The 16,262-nt window shown below is 62.1% G+C and carries 14 protein-coding genes; 5 read left to right on the plus strand and 9 right to left on the minus strand.

Annotation, left to right across the window (positions count from 1 at the left end; all coding sequences use genetic code 11):
- A partial coding sequence (locus BJQ17_RS32070; RefSeq protein ID WP_232856785.1) for a hypothetical protein occupies positions 1-91 on the plus strand: 91 nt, incomplete at its 5' end.
- 126 nt (positions 92-217) lie between these two features.
- Here the strand turns inward: BJQ17_RS32070 and BJQ17_RS10930 are convergent.
- The gene (locus tag BJQ17_RS10930; RefSeq protein WP_070096032.1) at positions 218-2,761 is read right to left on the minus strand and encodes an HWE histidine kinase domain-containing protein; all 2,544 of its coding nucleotides are present in this window, start codon (positions 2,759-2,761) and stop codon (positions 218-220) included.
- Positions 2,762-2,987: 226 nt separating this feature from the next.
- Here BJQ17_RS10930 and BJQ17_RS10935 point away from each other — a divergent pair, with 226 nt between their 5' ends.
- Positions 2,988-3,605 carry a dTMP kinase gene (locus BJQ17_RS10935; RefSeq protein WP_047602653.1) on the plus strand — a complete coding sequence of 206 codons (618 nt, stop codon included), beginning with the start codon at positions 2,988-2,990 and terminating at the stop codon, positions 3,603-3,605.
- A 40-nt stretch (positions 3,606-3,645) separates the two neighbouring features.
- Here the strand turns inward: BJQ17_RS10935 and BJQ17_RS10940 are convergent, their stop codons facing one another.
- On the minus strand, positions 3,646-4,086 hold the full coding sequence (locus tag BJQ17_RS10940) for an Lrp/AsnC family transcriptional regulator (protein WP_004374903.1): 441 nt from the start codon (positions 4,084-4,086) through the stop codon (positions 3,646-3,648).
- A gap of 143 nt (positions 4,087-4,229) precedes the next feature.
- Here BJQ17_RS10940 and BJQ17_RS10945 point away from each other — a divergent pair, with 143 nt between their 5' ends.
- Positions 4,230-7,277, plus strand: a complete 3,048-nt coding sequence (locus tag BJQ17_RS10945) for an aminotransferase class III-fold pyridoxal phosphate-dependent enzyme (protein WP_070096033.1) — start codon at positions 4,230-4,232, stop codon at positions 7,275-7,277.
- A 78-nt stretch (positions 7,278-7,355) separates the two neighbouring features.
- Here the strand turns inward: BJQ17_RS10945 and BJQ17_RS10950 are convergent, their stop codons facing one another.
- Positions 7,356-8,480, minus strand: a complete 1,125-nt coding sequence (locus BJQ17_RS10950; RefSeq protein ID WP_070096034.1) for a mechanosensitive ion channel family protein — start codon at positions 8,478-8,480, stop codon at positions 7,356-7,358.
- A 155-nt stretch (positions 8,481-8,635) separates the two neighbouring features.
- Here BJQ17_RS10950 and BJQ17_RS32075 point away from each other — a divergent pair, with 155 nt between their 5' ends.
- Positions 8,636-8,767, plus strand: coding sequence for a hypothetical protein (locus BJQ17_RS32075; protein ID WP_256559582.1), 132 nt, complete (start codon positions 8,636-8,638; stop codon positions 8,765-8,767).
- A 16-nt stretch (positions 8,768-8,783) separates the two neighbouring features.
- On the opposite strand, the gene BJQ17_RS10955 is transcribed toward BJQ17_RS32075, so the two are convergent.
- The 6 genes from BJQ17_RS10955 to BJQ17_RS10975 form a co-directional block, all read right to left on the minus strand.
- Entirely contained in the window at positions 8,784-9,842 is a 1,059-nt protein-coding gene (locus BJQ17_RS10955; RefSeq protein WP_070096035.1) for a diguanylate cyclase, read from the minus strand.
- A 477-nt stretch (positions 9,843-10,319) separates the two neighbouring features.
- Positions 10,320-12,371 (minus strand): TonB-dependent receptor, encoded by a 2,052-nt coding sequence (locus BJQ17_RS10960; protein ID WP_070096036.1) that lies wholly within the window; start codon positions 12,369-12,371, stop codon positions 10,320-10,322.
- Between the two features lie 78 nt (positions 12,372-12,449).
- Positions 12,450-12,857, minus strand: coding sequence for a DUF2946 family protein (locus tag BJQ17_RS10965; protein WP_070096037.1), 408 nt, complete (start codon positions 12,855-12,857; stop codon positions 12,450-12,452).
- A gap of 101 nt (positions 12,858-12,958) precedes the next feature.
- Positions 12,959-13,099 (minus strand): DUF2474 domain-containing protein, encoded by a 141-nt coding sequence (locus BJQ17_RS29920; protein ID WP_083285044.1) that lies wholly within the window; start codon positions 13,097-13,099, stop codon positions 12,959-12,961.
- Positions 13,100-13,111: 12 nt separating this feature from the next.
- Positions 13,112-14,119, minus strand: a complete 1,008-nt coding sequence (gene cydB, locus BJQ17_RS10970) for a cytochrome d ubiquinol oxidase subunit II (protein ID WP_070096038.1) — start codon at positions 14,117-14,119, stop codon at positions 13,112-13,114.
- A 1-nt stretch (position 14,120) separates the two neighbouring features.
- A complete protein-coding gene (locus BJQ17_RS10975; RefSeq protein ID WP_070096039.1) occupies positions 14,121-15,536 on the minus strand; it encodes a cytochrome ubiquinol oxidase subunit I in 1,416 nt (471 codons plus the stop codon).
- Positions 15,537-15,824: 288 nt separating this feature from the next.
- Here BJQ17_RS10975 and BJQ17_RS10980 point away from each other — a divergent pair, with 288 nt between their 5' ends.
- The gene (locus tag BJQ17_RS10980; RefSeq protein WP_020193613.1) at positions 15,825-16,202 is read left to right on the plus strand and encodes a DUF2946 family protein; all 378 of its coding nucleotides are present in this window, start codon (positions 15,825-15,827) and stop codon (positions 16,200-16,202) included.
- The last annotated feature ends 60 nt before the right edge of the window (positions 16,203-16,262 follow it).

Raw genomic sequence — 16,262 nt, forward strand, 5'->3', positions numbered from 1 at the left:
AGGTGTGCACGTGATCGACTGCCCGGTCGATTACAGCGAGAACGACCGCATCCTCAACAGCGAGCTGCGTGAGCGCGCGCTGGCGGTGTAAGCCCTGACAGGCCGGCGCCGTCTTTTTGCCGGCGCGGCCTGGTGCTGTAAAGAGGCCCGTATAGCTGACGGTGATGTGTCGGCTTTACGGGCCTTTTCGCAATACAAGGCTGCTTCTGTATCCCATTCACCCCAGCTCAAGCAGGCCTTGCAGGCTGGCCAGAATGGCATTGGCGTCATAAGGCTTGCGCGTGACGGGCACATGCTGCAAGTGCTCGGGAATGCTGATGCCGTCGCCATAGCCGGTGGCAAAGAGGAACGGGACCTGCCGGCGAACCAGTTCATCTGCTACGGAAATGGAGGTTCCGGTGCCCAGGTTGACATCCAGTATTGCCGCGTCCGGTTTGTGGCTACCAAGCAGTTGCATGGCTTGGTCCTCGGAGCTGGCGGTGATCACGTCCTCGATTTGCGCATCGTTGAGAATTTGCTCCAGGCCTACTGCAATTACCAGTTGATCCTCGAGTATCAGCACACACAAACCCGAGCGCGCTGCAAACGCACCGTTTGCACGGGCCATAGGCGTGGCCGGGAGAGCGGTTACTGCCGCTTCGGCTACGGAAAGGTGCTTGGCCGGGATTCTGAAAAAGCCTTGCAGGCCTTCGGGGTGATATTCCACCGCGCTGGTGCCACCCAGGTCGAACGGGATGCTGCGGTCGATCAGCACCGTACCGAAGCCGCTGCGGCTGGGCTGGCGTACCGTTGGCCCACCACTTTCCCGCCAACTGATGGCACAAGCGTTGGTGGCGTCGATTGCCCAGCTCACCGAAAGCTTGCCGCCAGCCCGCGATAGCGCACCGTACTTGGCCGCGTTGGTGGCCAGTTCGTGCAGCACCAGGGCCATGACCGAGTACGCGCGCGCATCGAGGATGACGTTCGGGCCCTGCAACTCGATCACGTCGGCAGCCGTGCGATAGGGAGAAAGCTCGGCCTCCAGCAGCTTCGCCAGGCGCCCGCCACCGTCACCGCGCACCACCTGGTCATGGGCCAACGACAAGGCCTGGATACGCCCTTTGAGCGTTGCCACATAGTCCTGCAGGGTCTGGCTTTCCGGGGTCGGATGGGCAACCAGTGCACCAATCAGCGACAGGATGTTCTTGACCCTGTGGTTGAGCTCTTCGTTGAGCATGCGCTGGCGCACGTCGGCTTTGGCGCGTTCACTGGCGAGCAGTTCGCTGTTGTGCAGCACCACTTCGACGATAGCGGTACGGATGGCATCGCCAAACTGGCGGTCCTGCTCGGTCCAGGGTAGCGACTGCTGGTGAACGGTTTCTTTCCAGATGGCGAAGCTCTTGCGGGGCGTCAGGCGGTCGCCCAACGCGCCGCTGTCATAGGTCTTGTTCGGGTCCCCGGCCCAATCGAGTGTCTCGACCACCTCCTTGCGGAAGAAGATCAAGTAATCCCTTGGGTGTTGCGACATCGGGACGATCAGCACACCCGACACATCATTAAAATACGCCTGGGCCGACGGGAGCACTGTCGACAGGCGATTGGACGCCCAGATTCGGCCTTCGCTGACCATGTCTGCCAGGCGCAGCAGGTCAGGCACGGCCGTTTGGGGCGGCGCCAGCCCTGCGCACGACCAGCGGCCTAGCAGCGACATGCCGATGCCGTCGCAGGGAATCAGCGACATCAACCGGGGCAGGCGTGCGTGGAAGAACCCATCAATGTCCGCCGCCTGGTTGGCGTCGCGCAGCAGGCTGTCCAGGGCTTTGTGGATGCGCACGGCAGCTTCGAGTTTTTGCCGGCTACGCAGGGTCTCGATATGCAGGGAGAAGAACTCACCGAACATCTCGGCGGCCACACGTTGCCCCATGGCCAGCGTGCGCGGTGCGTAGTGATGGCAGGCAATCATTCCCCACAGCTCGCCATTGACGATGACGGAAATCGACATCGAGGCGCCCACGCCCATGTTGCACAGGTATTCGCAATGGATCGGCGAGACGCTGCGCAGGTGCGCGTAGGACAGGTCGAGCGGTTCGCCCGAGGGGTCGAGCACCGGGTTGATGGCGACCGTATTGAACTGGGCGTCGGAGATTACCCGGATCGGGTTGCGCAGGTAGAGCGCGCGGGCCTGCTGGGGGATATCGGAGGCGGGGAAGTATTGGCCCATGAAGCTTTCGAGGTCGCTACGCTTGGACTCGGCAACCACCTTGCCGGCACCGTCGGCTCCCAGCTGGTAGATCATCACCCGGTCGTAACCGAGCACCGCCCTGACAAAGCGGGCGGCGTCGCGGAACAGCTTGTGGGTCTGGTCGATTTCGCGCAGTTGGGCAATCAGCGTGCGGGCCAGCTCGATCGGTTCGGCGATGCTCGCCCCGGCGGGCTCGAATTCGAGGATTGCCGTGCCTTTGTACAAGTGGGCGGCGATGTCGACGGCCGCGCCGTTGGGCAACGTCACGCCGAAACTGAGCGCGGGCCGCGAGGCATCCCGGGTACGGGCAAGTGCGTTGCGAAGCGTATGCGTGACCTCGTCACCCAGCACCGCGTGCAGTTTCTGACCATTGATATCGTTTGCTACACCCAGCATCTGTGGGGCATTGACCGAATGGCGCAGCACCACGGTCGCCGAGGCATCACAGGCCAGCAGGCAGCCATGGGGCTGGATGCTCCCGGGAATCTGGATGGGCTCCCGGTCGCAGTTGGTCAGGTTAACGTGGGGGTTGTAGGTCATTGGCCCGTGCCTGTGGGTAAGGGGAGGCGGGCTGCAGGTCCGCCATCGTCCGTCAGCCTAGCAGGCATTGCACGCCTTGGGGATGGCGGGTCGGGCAATGCCGGTCCATTCCCAAGGCAATGCTTTGATCACAGCGTGGAGTACGGATGTACTCCCGTCGAGAATCGCTTGAAGGCAGCTACGATCAATGGTCTTATCCCGCGCTTGAGCCAACTGGTATTGCAAGATGAACCGCCCGCTGTTTATTTCCTTCGATGGGCCCAAGGGGACCGGCAAGACCACGCTGCTGGAGGCCGTCACTCAAGCGTTACGGCTGGACGGGAACAAGGTGATCCGCCTTTGCGAAAGAAAGAATGATCCTCACCGGGGCGAGACCATGGCCCTGGTCAACCAGCTTTCCAGAAGCCCTTGCCAGGACCTTGAGTTCAAGGTTTGCGAGCGCTTCGCTGAAAGCCGCGCCTGGATTTCCCGACATGTACTGCCCAGGCAGCCCGCTGACAGCATCATCCTGATTGATCGCTGGTACCCCTCTGACGCTGCGTTTCGCCGCACAGTGCCGTTTGACAAGATCCTGCGCCTGAACCTCGAACGAAACGTGCAAGTGCCCGATTTGCATGTCGGGGTTGTCACAACGCCTGAAACCTCATGGGCGAGGGCCGCGGCGCGCACGCGTGGGCTGGGCAGTACGGTGATCCATAACCTGGATGAACAGGTTGCCTGTACCGAGGCGTTCGAGCGTGCGGTTGCGGAGCAAGGCTGGGTGCTGTGCCGCAATGAAGGGACCGTCGACGAGGCAACGCGGCAGGTCGTTCGCGAGATCCAGGGCGTGCTTCGACACCTGTGAGGCTTGGGTAAGTACGGCCTGTCTACTGCCTCTGCAGGTATCAGGCGCCCTGGCGGTCGATATCACGGCGCAGGACTACCGACGTGGTAATGTCATCCACTGATTCGTGACGTGCCACGTTGTCGCGTACCTGGTTGAGGTCGTCGATCGTTCGGGTCTCCACTTCAACCACCAGGTCAAGCTGACCGCTCACCGACGACACCCGCCGTACGCGCGCGTCCGTTGCCAACTGGTCGAGCAGCCCCATGGCAGGCGTACGCTGCAACGTAACCAGCAAGATCGCGCGTATCACGTTGGCGTCTATTTCGCCGATGTCAGCGCGATAACCGCGAATGACTCCGCTGCGTTCAAGGTTGGCGACACGCTCGGTGGTGGCACTTCGGGAAAGGCCTATGCGGCCGGCTAACGCCTTGAGCGCAATACGCGCGTCCTTCGAAAGTACCTCAAGAATCTCACGATCTTTAGCGTCCAGGTCACGCATTGCAGCCCCTTGATAAGCTTGCCGTCATTATGCCGGTCGGAACCGGCATAATGCCTGTTGCGCCCGACCGTATGCAGGGTGTCCGTTTCGGCGGCGCATGACAAGCTATTGAAAAACAATCAGCGCGCTCGGAACCTGATGATATGACAGACCTTTCCCACCCGGCACCTCGGTTTTCGGCAAGCGATGCAGAGGGCCTTGCAAAAGATTTCTTCAATGTCACCGGCACTGCAACGCCCTTGGATGGGGAACGTGATCGCAATTACCGGCTGGATACGGGCGTAGACGCAGGCTGGATACTGAAAATCGTCAATGCCAGCGAGCCCAGGGTAGAAAGCGAGTTTCAAACCGCGCTACTCGACCACCTGGCCGTGCATGGCGCGCATTTGGGCGTACCACACCTGCGGGCCAGCGTGACGGGCGACTACCTGCCGTCTGTGGCCAGCAGCACCGGTGAACAGCACGCTGTGCGCCTGGTCAGCTGGCTGGCCGGCACGCCACTTGCCAAGGCCAGACGCTCCCTGGCGCTGATGAGAAACTTCGGCCAGGCACTCGGTGAACTTGACCGTGCGCTGCAGGGCTTCATGCACCCGGGCGCAGTCCGCGACCTGGACTGGGACTTACGCCATGCTGCGCGCTCCCGTTCGCGGCTGCACTGCATCAAGGACCCTGATCGCCGGGCCGTTGCCGAGCGCTTCATCGCCCGGTTCGAGCAGACGGTACAGCCTGAACTGGCGTCCCTTCGGGCCCAGGTGATCCACAACGATGCCAACGACTGGAACATCCTGGTCGATGCCGAAACGGCCGGTAACGTGACTGGCTTCATCGATTTTGGCGATGCCGTGCACACCGTTCTGATTGCCGAGGTCGCAATTGCCAGCGCCTACGCCATTCTCGACATGGACGACCCGATCGGCGCTGCGGCTGCGCTGGTGGCCGGCTTCCATGAGAAGTACCCGTTGCAAGCGCAAGAACTTGATGTGTTGTTCAACCTGATAGCCATGCGCTTGGTCATCAGCGTCACGTTCTCCGCTTCCCGGCAGGACCAGACCGACGACAACCCCTACCTGGCGATCAGTGAAGCACCTGCCTGGCGTCTACTGGAACAGCTCGATTCGATGAACCCACGGTTGGCCACCGGCATTTTGCGCAAGGCCTGTGGTTTCGATGCCATCGAAGGTGCGGGGGAAGTCCGCCGCTGGATTGCCGACAACCACAAGTCGTTTGCCGACCTGGTGCGCCCGTCAGCCGCCATTCTCGACAAGGTCATCGCGCCGTTTGGCGATGCCAGCCATGAGATGACCATTGCCTCGGCCCAGCAGCGCCCTGCAGATGCGACGCGGTGGTGGAATGAATGCTCTGCCGCGCACAAGGCCCCGCTGGGCATCGGGCCATGGGGCGAGGTACGTGCCGTCTATACCGACAGCGCCTTTGAGTCTCGCTTCATCAAGGGGCAGCACCGGACCCTGCATGTGGGGGTAGATTTGCTGATGCCAGCGGGTACGCCGTTGTACGCACCGATTGCCGGCACCGTCAGAAGCGTCGAGGTTGAGCCAGACCCGCTGGGTTATGGCGGCCTGGTGATGCTCGAGCACACCCCGCCCGGTTGCCCGCCATTTCTGACACTGTGGGGGCACATGGCCCACGAGGCGCTCAGCCGTTTGAAGGCCGGTGACAAGCTCGAAGCGGGCGACCTCGTCGGTTACATGGGCAGCGATCACGAGAACGGCGGCTGGATTCCCCACCTGCATCTGCAGTTGGTCACCGATACCCAGTTGCGCGCGTGCGAGGTCATTGGCGTGGGTGAGCCCGCATACCGCGAAGCGTGGGCCGACCTGTTCCCCGATGCCTCGGCCCTGGCCGGTATCCCGCCAGAGACCTACAGCCAGCAGGGGATGACCAAGGCCCAGATCATTGCCAGGCGCAAGGAACTGCTGCTACCCAACCTGTCCATTTCGTACACCGACCCGATCAAGTTCGTGCGCGGTGATGGCGTATGGCTGATCGACAACTTCGGGCGGGCCTACCTGGACTGCTTCAACAACGTGTGCCACCTGGGCCATAGTCATCCCGACGTGGTCGAAGCCCTGACCCGCCAGGCTGCGCTGCTCAACACCAATACACGCTACCTGCACGACAACATCGTCGAATACGCCGAGCGCCTGACCGGCACTTTGCCCAAGGGCCTTTGCGTAGCGTCCTTTGGCTGCTCGGGGAGTGAGGCCAACAGCCTGATGCTGCGTATGGCGCGCAACTACACAGGCAGTGATCAGGCGATCGTGCTGGACTGGGCCTACCACGGCACCACTCAGGAACTGATCGATCTGAGCCCTTACAAGTACAAGCGCAAGGCGGGCAAGGGCAGGGCGGCGCATGTTTACGAGGCCGTGGTTCCGGACAGCTACTACGCCCCCGAGCACTGGCCCGTGGAAGCGCACGGCAAGCGCTTTGCCGAGTCGGTGGCAGAGCAGCTGGATGCCATGCGCAAGGCAGGCAAGCGCCCCGGGTTTTTCATTGCCGAATCGATCCCCAGCGTGGCGGGGCAGGTGTTTTTGCCCGAACACTACCTTGAGGAGGTGTACGCCATGGTGCGTGCCGAAGGTGGGCTGTGCCTGGCCGATGAGGTTCAGGTCGGGTTTGGCCGGGTCGGCAGCCACTGGTGGGCATTCGAGACCCAGGGCGTGGTCCCGGATGCCGTCAGCATGGGCAAACCCATAGGTAACGGCCACCCGATGTCGGCGGTAGTGACCACGCGCGAGGTTGCCGATGCTTTCAACAACGGCATGGAGTATTTCAATACCTTCGCCGGTAACCCAGTGTCATGCGCGGTAGGCCTGGCGGTGCTCGATGCAATCGAGCGCGACCAGTTGAAAGAAAACGCCTTGAATGTCGGCCATTACCTGCTCGAGGGTTTGCGCAAGCTTCAGCAGCAATTCGACGTGATTGGTGATGTGCGCGGGTTGGGCCTGTTCCTCGGCATCGTGCTGGTCACTGACCGCCAGTCAAAGGCGCCAGCCACGGCCCTGGCCAGAAAAGTGGCTGATGGTGCCCGGGAGCGCGGCGTGTTGATCGGCACCGAAGGCCCGCATGACAACGTGCTGAAAATGCGCCCTTCGATGATTTTCAGCCGGACCAATGCGGACTTCCTTCTCGAGGTGCTGAAAGACAGCTTCATCGCGGCGCTGAAATAGCGTTTCAGCGCGGGCAGGGCGTGCGCATGTGCACGCCCTGCGGCGGACCTATCTGGCGAGCCGGGCAGGTTGCCAGCATCAAGCGCCCCTGATGCTCAGGCCTTCGCGAGCCTGGCCATGCAGGCCGGCGGCCTCTGGCAATGCCGTGACCTTGATCGCGCGCACCGGCACGGCGAACTTGGCGCCGATTTGCGAGAACCGCTCCAGCAGCCTGAAGTTGATCGCTTGCTGAATGTCCATGTAAAGGTTGTAGCCTGGGTCCCGGACAATGTAGACACACTCGAACTCCAGCGCCTCTTTGCCGAAGCCGCGCAGGTGAGCGCGATCGAAACGCGCCTGCTCCTGGGCCTTGATGGCGTCTTCTACGATGGCTGGCGCTTTCTTCACGGCCTCGGTGGGCGTGTCGTAGGAAAGCCCGAACTCGAACACGATGCGACGCTCTTGCAGGCGCTTGTAATTCTGGATGGTGCTGCTGATCATGCTGGCGTTGGCCATGACGATCTGTTCGCCGCCGAGGCTGCGGATGCGTGTGGTTTTGAGGCCGACGTGCTCAACGGTGCCCGCCAGGGGCCCGATGACGATGAAGTCACCGATCTCGAACGGCTTGTCCACGGCGATCGACAACGAAGCGAACAGGTCGCCAAGGATATTCTGCACAGCCAGCGCCACCGCGATGCCGCCCACGCCAAGGCTGGCGACGAAGGCGGTGATGTTCACCCCCAGGTTCGACAGCATCGCCAGCACTACGACTGACCACAGCAGGACCCGCGCGCCCCAGGCCGAAAGGGTTGCCAGTGCGCTGCCCTGGTTCAGGCCGTCGGTACGGTGGCGGGCGAAGTAGCGGCTCAGGCCCAAGCCGATGGCGCGGTTGGCCCACAGGCCAATCTGCAAGGCAGCGACCACGAACCACAGGCTGCTGACCCTGCTCAGCCAGCGCTCGGGCAGGTCGAGCATGCTCAGGCCTACCAGCAATGAGGCCAGCAACAACAGAACGTTGCTGGTGCCGGAAAGCACCTTGGCCATTATCTGGCTCAATGGGCCTTCGTGTTCGGACCAGCGCCGTACCCGGCGCATCAGGAAACTGATGGCGGCACGGGCGACCAGGAAAACTACGGTGGCGACTGTCAGCGCCACCAGCAGATTGAGAATGGAGATGCCGAATACGGTGGTTTCGGTGAAAAACGCGATGATGCGGTCGTTCATGAGTACCTCGCCTCTGGGGTGATTTGCCAAGGTGCTTTCTTGGGACGTCAAAGAGGCGCAACAGGTCGATCGGATTTCACCACGCTGGGCAGACGGAGTCAGTCTCGGTAGATTTTCTTCAATAACCGCAACAACTTGTTCAGCATTGGCACGACTTGCGGGGTTCGATTGCCAACGCACGCTTGCCGCAACGGCTGCAGGCCCATGCCAACCTACACCTGTTCGACGATGCCGTGCGCACGCTGCGCCCAGCGCCGGGTGACGCCGTGGCCCAGGACCCTGCATAGCACTTCCTTGGAGGGGCTAGTGCTGCTTGTGCAATGCCTCCTGGTCCGGTTCGGCGACGGTGACCCGGTTACGGCCCGATACCTTGGAAAGGTACATGGCGCTGTCTGCACTGCTGAGCAAGGCGCCGAGCTCAGTGGCAGGGGCCTTCGCGAACGCTAAACCTATGCTTGCGGTGACCGGGTGTTCATCATTCACACGCAGTTTGGCTATCAGGGCCCGCAGGCGCTCGGCAACCTCAATCGCCGTGTCTGGCGGCGTATTGGGCAGCAGGATGGCGAACTCCTCGCCGCCCAGCCTGCCGGCAATGTCGTTGTCACGCAGGCTGGCACTGATCGCTGCACCGATGCGCTGCAGCACCTGGTCGCCTGCGGCATGCCCGAACGTGTCGTTGATCTGTTTGAAATGGTCGACGTCCAGCATCAACACGGCCATGAATGTACCCGCATCCCTGCACTGGGCGTGCTGCGCCGAAGCGTTGTCGAAAAAAGCACGTCGGTTGTTCAGGCCGGTCAGTTCGTCCGTGCACGAGGCCACCATGGCAAGCCGATGCGCGCGTTGCATTTCGTGTTTCAGGCGCCAGGCCGTCGTCAATGCCGAGGACAGGCTTTGCGTCGCGCTGACCACGAACCAGGCGAACACCAGCACCGCCAAGGCTATCCCTTGTTGCAGCGTAGAAGGTTGCAACAGTAGCCAGCCTGTAGAAGGCAGCAAGACCAGGCCCATCGACACCAGGGTCATGTTGCGGTAGGAGGAGTAACACGACACCGCGCTGACAGACATGCCGACGGCAAACAACATGATCAGCGTCTGCCCCAGCGCGTCGTCGGTGGGCATTACGGCAAAGGCGCCCCAGCCCCAGATAGCCGCCGACAGCATCAGCGTGACCCAGTAACGCCACTCCCAGCGTTCGGCCGTGCGCTGGTTGGCCGGTGCTCGCAGATAGGCGAAGAACATGGCGGTACGCACGCCGGTCGACAGGCCCAATAACGTCATCCACACGATGACCCTTTGCGGGTCGAAACGCTCCCAGCCCAACCAGCACAGCATGACGGCGGCCAGGAAGCTGCCAAGCACAGCGGGCGCCGACTGGACAAACAGCTGTTCAAGCCGATCCCTCCGTACGGAGTAGGCTACTTCATCGCCGGGATCAAGGTTTGTCATGGCTGGCGCCGCCGCATGTGACCGGTAGCGGATTCTGGCACTTTGACGGCGTCCTGGAAAAGCCTCCTGGCGTTCACATGTGATGCCCTTCGCCCTGTTCGATTGCTGGATTCAGAAAGCGTTGCGGTAAGTAGTGGCAGTGCAGCACAGGTTATCGCCACGGTTACGGCACCTGCGACGCTTCCCGTATTTCACGTCGTTGCGCGGATCCTTTTCTTGATCGAAGGCTACCTTGGCTGCACAGTTTCCCCTCGCAAGTTCAATCACGAACATAGCGTGTTTTCCGGCACTTCGAAAGCCAATTGATCGCGACGGCCAACAAGCGGTCGAGCAAGCCAAGGCCACTGAGGGCGTTGCCCGAGCCACTGGCGCCGACCAACGTGCAGACTTTCAGAAGTCGAACGTCACGCCGGCATACAGCGCACGACCGTCACCCGGGGCGTGCAGGGAAGCCTCCGCACCATCCGGGTCGTACCACACGTACTCATAGTAGCGGTTGGTGAGGTTCTTCAACTGCAGGTCCATGCTCATGGTTTCGCTGACCTTGTACGTTGCACCGAGGTTCATCAGTACGTAGCCGCCATACGTACCTTGGGTGTTCTCCCGCTCCAGGTAGTAGTTGGTCTGCCCGTTCGCCCAGGCAGTCAGTTGCAGCGCGGGAGTGGCCTGGTAGCTGATGCCGGTGTTCCACAGATGGTGTGGCACGTGATCGATTTCCTGGCCTTTGCTGCTTGGTAACGCGCTGCTGGGCTCAAGGATCTTGGAGTACTGCCAGGAGTAGGACATCCACACCTCGGTGCGTTCGTCCGGGTGCAGGTTGACCTGCAGGTCATAGCCCCAGCGGCGTGTTTCGCCGACGTTGTCCGACTCGCCGCTAGGGTCGTTCAGGCGACGGCTCACTTCGCCAGAGGCGTCCTGACGCCAATAGGCCACGCGGCCATCGACCCAGCTGGCCGGGGTGAACTTGACGCCGGTTTCCCAGCCTTCGTTGATCGAAGGGTCCAGGTCCTCGTTGCGCGGCGGCACCTTGTAGGCTGCAGCGCCCGTCCCGACCTGGAAGGTGCGGCCCCAGTTGGCGTAAACGCTGGCGAACTTCCACGGCGAATAGACAATGCTGAGCTTGGGCTGCTTGATCAGCCCGTAGTCGTTGATGTCGTAGTCCTGCCCGGTCATCTTGTTGGTGAAGTCACCACTGATCTTGTCCACCCGGTAGGCCGGCACGATCTTCAGCGATTCGAACGGCTCGATCTCCGCCTGCACGTAGGCACCGACCGTGTTGAAGTCGAAGTCCTGGTCGCGTGTCTGCGCCTGGCGTACACGCTCCACGGTGCGGTAGCGTTCGCTGCGGTTCTGTTGCTTCTGCACATCGCTTCCGCCTTCAAGGGCAAACGCATGCAGCCAGTCCACCTGTGGTCGCCAAGTCAGCGAGGTAATGGCACCGTACTGATCCTCGTAGGTGTCACGTTCCTGCTGTGAACTGGTGCGCCAGTACTGCGTCCAGCGACGGTCGTCATAGGTGTTGAGGTAGGTCTTGGCCGACCAGGACAGGGTCTCGGCCAGGTCGGTGTCGAAGTGCACGCTGACCTGGTTCATTCGCCGCGTGCCTTTGTCCGTGGCGTTGTAGTCATTGCTCATGCGCGGATGATGGCGGGCGTCATCCTCGGTCAGGTAGCCGGCCTCCTGGGCTTCGGACTCGTAGTGGCGGGCGATCAGGCCAAGGCGATAGCTGCCATCGTCAGGGGTATAGAACCATTTGCCGCCGAAGCTGTAGCGTTCGGTGTCGGCATGGTCGCGGTAGCCGTCGACCTGCTGGCGGGCGAAGAAGTAGTTCTGTGTCCAGTTGCTGGTCTCGATGCCCTTGGCCAGTTGCACCTCGCGGGTGTTGAAGCTGCCGTAGCGCAGGCGCGCCTTGTTGTAGTTACCGCCGGTGCGGGTGTTGATGTTGACGTTACCGGCGATGTTGTTCAGGCCATAGCGCGGGTCGCTGGTGCCGCGCACCACCTCGATGCTGTCGATGTCCATGGGGAACACCGAGTCGATGAAGGGCATGTTGCCGTCGTTGGTGTTGCTGGGGATGCCATCGATCAGCAACTTGACCGCGTTCACTTCGCCTTCGCCATTGAAGCCGCGAAACGACAGCTTGCCCGAGGTGGTGCCCTGGTTGAACTCGGTGAGCATCACCCCCGGTGCCCGGCGGAACAGCTCCCAGCTGTAGGCAACCGGCATCTTCTCAAGGATGTCACCGCCCAGAATATCCACCGAACTGAGCACGCTGCTGGTGGCCAGCGGGCCGCTTTCGGTACTGGTCACGTTGACCGCGCCAAGGGTGAGGGTGGAGTTTTCAGCAGGCAGAGTTTCGGCAACGGCCAGCGACAGGGGGCTGAGGCTGAACACAGCGAGCACGGGCAGGACAGCGCGTGCGGTGCAACGGAACGCAGGCATGGAAGGTTTCCTGGTCAGACAGTCGGGCAAGGCTGCGCACCGCAGGTCACGGGGCAGCTGTGGGCAAGCAACGACGGGTCAGGCCAGGGGCGAGGCGCGGGGGTTGAGCTTTGGCCACTGCTCGCGCGGCAGCAACAGCCTGTGGCTGTTACCGAGCAACAGTGTGTCAGGCCAGTAGCGGGGGAACAGGTGGCGATAATAGTCGCTGGCCAGCAAGGCATGCCCGGCGTGACCACAGCAGCAGTCGCCCGCCTGGTGTTTCATGTCCGGCTGATCGTCGAGTTGCGGCAGCTCGGCCTTGAGCTGGGCCAGCAGTGACTTGGGCAGGCTCTGTGCACCGTGCAGGCTGCAAAAGCTGCCGAGAATCAGCGATTGGCTGTCGATGCGGGGTGTTTGCAAGGCACGGTCAAGCGGCATCGCCAGCAGGTTGAACAGCACGGCGAGGCAGGCGAACAGACAAAGATGTGCACGTGCACGTGAAAGCATGAGTCACCCGAACGAATATGGCGCGCATTAAGCCGCATCCGTTGCGGGCTGTACAAGTTCCGTGGTGCGCCTTTTTGTCGCAGGCGCACCACCTCGAGGGCTCAATGGCTGCGCATGCCGGCGGCCATCATGAACAGTCGGATCAGCCAAGCGAACAGACCCAGCGCCGCCACGCTGCCTGCCCAGATCAGCACCAGCCAGGTAAGTCGGCGCCACATCGGTTGCTTCACATCGGGTGTCATCACGTTGTGCGCCTAGTGATAGCCGTCTTCATGGGTCACCTTGCCGCGGAACACGTAATAGCTCCAGAACGTGTAGCCGAGGATGATGGGCAGGATGAACAGTGTGCCTACCAGCATGAAGCCTTGGCTCTGGGGCGGCGCTGCGGCTTCCCAGATGCTGATCGACGGCGGGATGATGTTTGGCCACAGGCTGATGCCAAGGCCGCTGTAGCCCAGGAAAATCAGGGCCAGGGTCAGCAAGAACGGCGTGTAGTGCGCGTTGCGCGCCACGGCACGTAGCAGCCCGTAGCACGTTACCAACACCAGGATCGGCACCGGCATGAACCAGAGCAGGTTGGGCATGCTGAACCAGCGCGCAGCGATTTGCGGGTAGGCCAGCGGTGTCCACAGGCTGACCACGGCGATCACCACCAACAGTACCAACGCCAACGGCCTGGCAACATCGTGCATGCGCTGCTGCAGCGGCCCTTCGGTCTTCATCACCAGCCAGGTGCAACCGAGCAGGGTGTAGGCGACCACCAGGCCCAGCCCGCAGAACAGGCTGAACGGTGTGAGCCAGTCGAGCGCGCCTCCAGCGTATTTGCGCTCGACCACCTTGATGCCTTCGATGAAAGCGCCCAGTGCAACACCTTGGGAGAAGGTCGCGACCAGCGAGCCCCAGATGAAGGCCTTGTCCCAGAGGTGGCGCTTGGCGGGTTTGGCCTTGAAGCGGAACTCGAAGGCCACGCCCCGGAAGATCAGGCCGATCAGCATCAGGATCAGCGGCAGGTAAAGCGCCTCCAGCACCACCGCGTAGGCCAGCGGAAAGGCGCCGAACAGCGCTGCACCGCCGAGGATCAGCCAGGTTTCGTTGCCGTCCCATACCGGGGCGACCGTGTTCATCATCACATCCCGGTCACGCGCGTCCTTGACGAAGGGGAAGAGCATGCCGATTCCCAGGTCGAAGCCATCCATCACCACATACATCATCACGCCGAAGATGATGATCACCGCCCAGATCAGTGGAAGGTCGATGCCCATGTCAGTTCACCTCTGCCTGGTAATCGTCGGCGGCGGACAGCGGCCGTGCCGGAGTATGTTGCTGGCCTGGGCCGCCTGGGGTGTGTTGGTCGCCCTCGCCAGGTTTTGGTCCTTTGCGCACGAGGCGCATCATGTAGCCGAGGCCGGTGCCGAACAGGGCGAAATAGACCACCACGAACGCGACCAAGGTAATGCTGAGCTGGGTGGCGTCATGGTTCGACACACCATCGGCAGTGCGCTGCAAGCCGTACACCACCCACGGCTGGCGGCCGATTTCGGTAGTGAACCAGCCGGCGAGAATGGCGATCAGTCCCGACGGCCCCATCCACAATGTCAGGTACAGGAACGGGCGCGAGGTGTAGAGCGTGCCGCGCTTGCGCAGCCACAGGCTCCACAGGCCGACGAAGATCATCAGGAAGCCGAGGCCGACCATGATCCGGAACGACCAGAAGACGATGGTCGAGTTGGGCCGGTCTTCAGGCGGGAACTCCTTCATCGCCGGTACCTGCTTGTCCAGGCTGTGGGTCAGGATCAGGCTGCCGAGGGCGGGGATCTCGATCTTGAAGCGGGTGGTTTCGGCCTGCATGTCGGGGATGCCGAACAGGATCAGAGGGGTCGGTTCACCAGGTTTGTTCTCCCAGTGGCCTTCGATCGCCGCGATTTTCACCGGTTGGTGCTTGAGGGTGTTAAGCCCATGGAAGTCGCCAATCACGGCTTGGATCGGAGCCACGACCAGCGCCATCCACATGGCCATCGACAGCATCTTGCGGATGGCCGGGTTGTCACGCCCGCGCAGCAGGTGCCAGGCCGCCGAGGCGCCGACGAAGAACGCCGTGGCAACGAATGCGGCAGTGGCCATGTGCATCAGGCGGTAGGGGAATGAGGGGTTGAAGATGACGGCCAGCCAGTCCGCCGGAATCACCCGGCCATCGACAATCTCATAGCCTTGGGGCGTCTGCATCCAGCTGTTGGAGGCCAGAATCCAGAAGGTCGAGACCAGCGTCCCGAGCGCGACCATCACCGTGGAGAAGAAGTGCAGGCCACGGCCGACACGGTTCCAGCCAAACAGCATGACGCCAAGGAAGCCTGCTTCCAGGAAGAACGCGGTGAGCACTTCATAAGTCAGCAACGGGCCGGTAATGGCACCGGCGAAGTCGGAGAACCGGCTCCAGTTGGTGCCGAACTGGTAAGCCATGACCAGGCCGGACACCACGCCCATGCCAAAGTTGACGGCGAAGATCTTCGACCAGAAGTGGTAAAGGTCGCGGTAGACCTGCTGATTCGTTCGCAGCCACAGGCCTTCGAGCACTGCCAGGTAACTGGCAAGGCCGATGGTGATGGCGGGGAACAGGATGTGGAAGGAAACGGTGAAGGCGAACTGGATTCGAGCCAGGTCTAGCGCCTCGAGCACGCTCATGATGATGGGGCCTCACAGGGTGGCGCACCTCGGCGCCGGTTTCGGGAAGCAGAGCCCGGGTCCTGGCCGGCTCAGCGTTGGTTTCTGGGGGAATTACTCGGGCCATTGCGATGGCGGCGCCACTGTAAGGACGGTGGCGGGTGTGACCAACTGCGACAATCTGTCCCTGCGGGCCACCTGCGCGGGTGAATCGAGGCCAACCGCGCCGGGTGTGACGGCTTGTCGCAGAGGGGGCAGGGCGGAGGTGATGCTTCTACGGGGCCGGTTTCGATGCTAAAGTCGCTGCCCATGAACCGTCTGCCTTCAAACCGTCCCCTCATTGCCTGGGCACTGTACTTCTGTGTCCTGTTCAATGTACTTGGCTGTGGCCTTGCCCACGGGCAGGCATTGGGGCTGGCGCTGAATGGCTTCGGCGGTGCGTTCTGCAGCCTCGGTGGCGATACCGGCTCACTGAAGGCCAAGCAGGACGGCGCCCTTGCTGGCGACCTGAGCATTCCGTTCAGTTGCCCGATGGGCTCGGCGGCTTTTCTTACCCTGGTATTCCTGATCGGTGTCGCTTGGCTGCTGGCCAGTGCCAACCGCCGCCCGATCATGCGCGAGGTCCGCAGCCAAGCGCCTCCGCGCTATTGCTGGCCGTCGTCCAACCCTCGCGCTTCACCTCTCTGACGCTACCTGCGCCTAGGCGCCGTGGCAGGCCTGTGCCTGCCATTAACACGCCGGATTCAC

Source organism: Pseudomonas sp. NBRC 111139, assembly GCF_001753955.1.
Taxonomy (GTDB): Bacteria; Pseudomonadota; Gammaproteobacteria; order Pseudomonadales; family Pseudomonadaceae; genus Aquipseudomonas; species Aquipseudomonas alloputida.